Origin of the sequence: Bacillus sp. AFS017336, from assembly GCF_002555445.1 — a bacterium.
In the GTDB taxonomy this organism is placed as follows: Bacteria; Bacillota; Bacilli; order Bacillales; family Bacillaceae_G; genus Gottfriedia.
This window is the reverse complement of sequence record NZ_NUCO01000064.1, coordinates 1-3,170: the sequence shown is the minus strand read 5'-3', so window position 1 is coordinate 3,170 and position 3,170 is coordinate 1. Positions and strand designations below refer to the sequence as shown.

The following is a 3,170-nucleotide window of genomic DNA, read 5'->3' as shown; positions in this document are numbered from 1 at the left end:
TAACTTGCCCAGCCTTGTTTCTCCTAAAGATCTTCTTTTATCTATTTATAGTTTACATCCTTTAGTTCTCTTTGTGCCTCAACTAGAATATTTTCTAAATTTTCCATGAAAGAGGTATTTTTATAATTCAAAGTGCTTTAAATAAATAAATAAGTAACTAATTTTATGTATTCACTTTAAATCTACATATGGACTAGACTTAAATATTAATAAAAACGAAGTAATTATCTAAACTCAGAAGTTAATATCCATGAGATTGGATCAAATCCATAATTATTTGCAATTATAAACTTATATCTAAAAATATTTATTTTTTTTAAAATTACTAAATCTAAAGCTTTAGAAACATCTAAAATTCCATATCCATACTCTCTTTGATTCTTTTTCTTAAGTGAAGAAATTCTAAGTATTTGTGCGATTTCTACATTGCTTAGGCTCGGATCGACACTAAGTAATATAGATGCAGCATGAGCTACCTGAGGAGCAGCCATAGATGTACCATAACCATAGGTGTATTTATTATTAAGGGATGTACTTAATACTTTTTCACCTTGTGCCATTAAATCTAGTTCATTACCAGTGTTAGAGAAGTGGGATCTCTGCAAATACTCATTAACAGAACCTACCGCAAAAACAGTTGAAAACTTGGCTGGATATTGAATATAAGGTAACCCATCATTACCAACTGGTGAAACTATAAAAATTCCTGATAAATAAGCCTTTTTTAACATATTTTCCAATTTTTTTGAATAAATATACGCCCCTACACTCATATTTAAAATATCTATTTCATTGTCTATTGCCCACTGTACACCAGCTATTATGTTAGAAATTTTCCCTTCCCCATTATTATTCAATGCTTTTATGGAAAATAATTGAGCTTCTGGTAAAGTTTTAGCTTTATAAGTATCATTATCTAATCCCATAACAATACCTGCTACGAGTGTCCCATGACCACTATAGTCGATATAATTATTAGAATTATCTACAAGTGATATTCCCCTCTTAATATTTAAATCCTTATGGTTAAAGTCTATACCGGTATCTAAGATACCCACTTTTACTTGATATCCGTTATATATAGACTTATTATGATGACTTTCAATTGATAAAATTTTCTCTTTGTAAATTAGACTGTTTTGCTTATTATTATGTAGATCTTTATTTATATTTTGCACATAAAAAATAGAACCTTCTTTAAGATTTCTAGTTGCATTTTTAATATTAGTGGAACTTAATGCAAATATAACAATTATGATTAATAATAACTTATAAATTAGCTTCATAGTATCTCCTATTCCTTTTTATAAAATAAATTTCATTTTATAAAAAAGAGCAATATTAACTTAATAAAATATTTATATTTACTAATTTTAGAATCTTTTGTTATATTTGTATATATTAATATATGAAAAAAATGGAAATTTTGTAATATATTGGTAATATATTTAAAGGGGATTGTTTATGAAAAAAATATTATTATCTTGTCTATCTATCTTATTAGCTGTTAGTGCATCATTTATACTGAAAGCTAGTGCTGAAGAAAATACTGGAACTGACACATCTAGTAATCTGGAAACATCTTCTAAATTAAGTGAGGCTACTACTGCTAACGATGGGACTGAATTATTTACTGATACAAATAGTATTAGTGACGTGAATGAAGATCTTGCCAGCATGAATTCATTCCAAGTTGTTAATGAGATTGAAGTAAACAAGAATGAAGATGGCGTTGAGGTCGGTGTTACAGAAACAGGAGATTTAGAAATTCACGTTACTGATCCTGAAACGTTGAAAGACATTGATGCACAAATAAAAAATGATTCATCTGAACCAGTTGAAGGTACCCTACTTGAGTATAGTTTACATGTTCCTGAAGAAAACATAGACTCATATATTGGTAATGAGGAAGATATCTATACTAATACGGAAGAAAATGCAGAAGTTACAGATAACGAAGATGATGCTACTATGAATGCTCAATGGGGAAACGGGCTATACATAAAAAACAAGAATAGTAGTTACAAAGATGGCGATGTAATAAGAAAGAGTAAATATCAGGGACCTTCTGAACCAAAAATGATAGTGAGTGAGTCGTCTGCATATACCTATTCTGGGACTGGTGGTTTTGATGTAAAAACGGTTGCTGTACAGCTAGGTTTTGAGTATCAAAAAACAAAAATGTTAACCGATGAATACAGTTTAAAAGTACCTAAGGGCAAAACAATTGAAGTAACAGCTAAAGAATATGATCGTAATTATACTTTTGAAGTTTGGGAAGATCCTTGGATTGGTGGAGATCATAAAGTATCTAATGGTAAAGTTAAGAGACCTTTGGGAGTTTCATTTTATCAAAGAACATTATAATAGAAGTTAAAGAGCATACTATTTAAAGAAACTAAATGGGATAGCACCGATTGAACTGTTTAATATTGTTATTCTTTACTTTAAACAGTAAAGAAAGGAGTGATTTTTTGAATAAACGAGCAACAGGTATATCATTTATAGCATTTGCTGTATTTTTAATTTCTTCTAAATATTTAAGTGCTGCTATTTATGGTTCTAATGAATTATCATGGAATACAGAAACATTTAAAGAACAACTTAGTCATATTGGAAGTACATTAAGTAATTTAAGTATTATTTCTTTACTTATAGGAATAATATATTTAGTTTTAGCTGAAATAAAAAAATAAATATTTTAAAAAAATTTAATCAGATACATTAATATTAGATTTTTAAGTCGATTTCCAAACCTGGAAGTCGGCTTTTTTATCTTCTATAAGAAAATCAAAAATATTCTTTAACCAGCATAAAAAAAAGACCCCTCAAAAAAGGTGGTCTTAAATATACTTCCGATGAATATTCTTCCCATCATAACTAAACAACACAGACTTATTCTCTATATTCGTCTCCAAATGAACCCCTCTACCCCACAACTGATGAATATAAGGCATTACCTTTTCAACATACTTCACATCAAGTTCCATATGTTCATAGGAATGCTTCAAATAAAGCTCCCCATTTTTTAAGTAATCGCCCTCTTGAACAACGATATAAGGGAATCCGCCATTTACCCTGCTGACAACTAACTGATCTCTAACATTTTCCCATGCCTTATCCGTAACTTTATATTCCTTACCTTGTCGTTGGAATAAATACATATCTTC

The 3,170-nt window shown here is 29.3% G+C and carries 3 protein-coding genes and 1 pseudogene; 2 read left to right on the top strand and 2 right to left on the bottom strand.

Going from position 1 to position 3,170, the window contains the following annotated elements:
• Positions 1 to 224: 224 nt before the first annotated feature.
• Positions 225 to 1,286 carry a S8 family peptidase gene (locus CN601_RS21980; RefSeq protein WP_098172359.1) on the bottom strand — a complete coding sequence of 354 codons (1,062 nt, stop codon included), beginning with the start codon at positions 1,284 to 1,286 and terminating at the stop codon, positions 225 to 227.
• 178 nt (positions 1,287 to 1,464) lie between these two features.
• On the opposite strand from CN601_RS21980, the gene CN601_RS21975 reads away from it, so the two are divergent.
• On the top strand, positions 1,465 to 2,367 hold the full coding sequence (locus tag CN601_RS21975) for a hypothetical protein (protein ID WP_098172358.1): 903 nt from the start codon (positions 1,465 to 1,467) through the stop codon (positions 2,365 to 2,367).
• 107 nt (positions 2,368 to 2,474) lie between these two features.
• Complete coding sequence (locus CN601_RS21970; RefSeq protein ID WP_098172357.1) at positions 2,475 to 2,696, top strand: hypothetical protein; 222 nt, start codon at positions 2,475 to 2,477, stop codon at positions 2,694 to 2,696.
• A 147-nt stretch (positions 2,697 to 2,843) separates the two neighbouring features.
• On the opposite strand, the pseudogene CN601_RS21965 reads toward CN601_RS21970, so the two are convergent.
• Positions 2,844 to 3,170, bottom strand: a pseudogene (locus tag CN601_RS21965) (SpoVR family protein); the annotation flags it as partial.

Bases quoted from the DNA above. Each gene is read 5' to 3' on its own strand.
- CN601_RS21980 (WP_098172359.1), bottom strand. From the start codon at position 1,286: ATGAAGCTAATTTATAAGTTATTATTAATCATAATTGTTATATTTGCA.
- CN601_RS21975 (WP_098172358.1), top strand. From the start codon at position 1,465: ATGAAAAAAATATTATTATCTTGTCTATCTATCTTATTAGCTGTTAGT.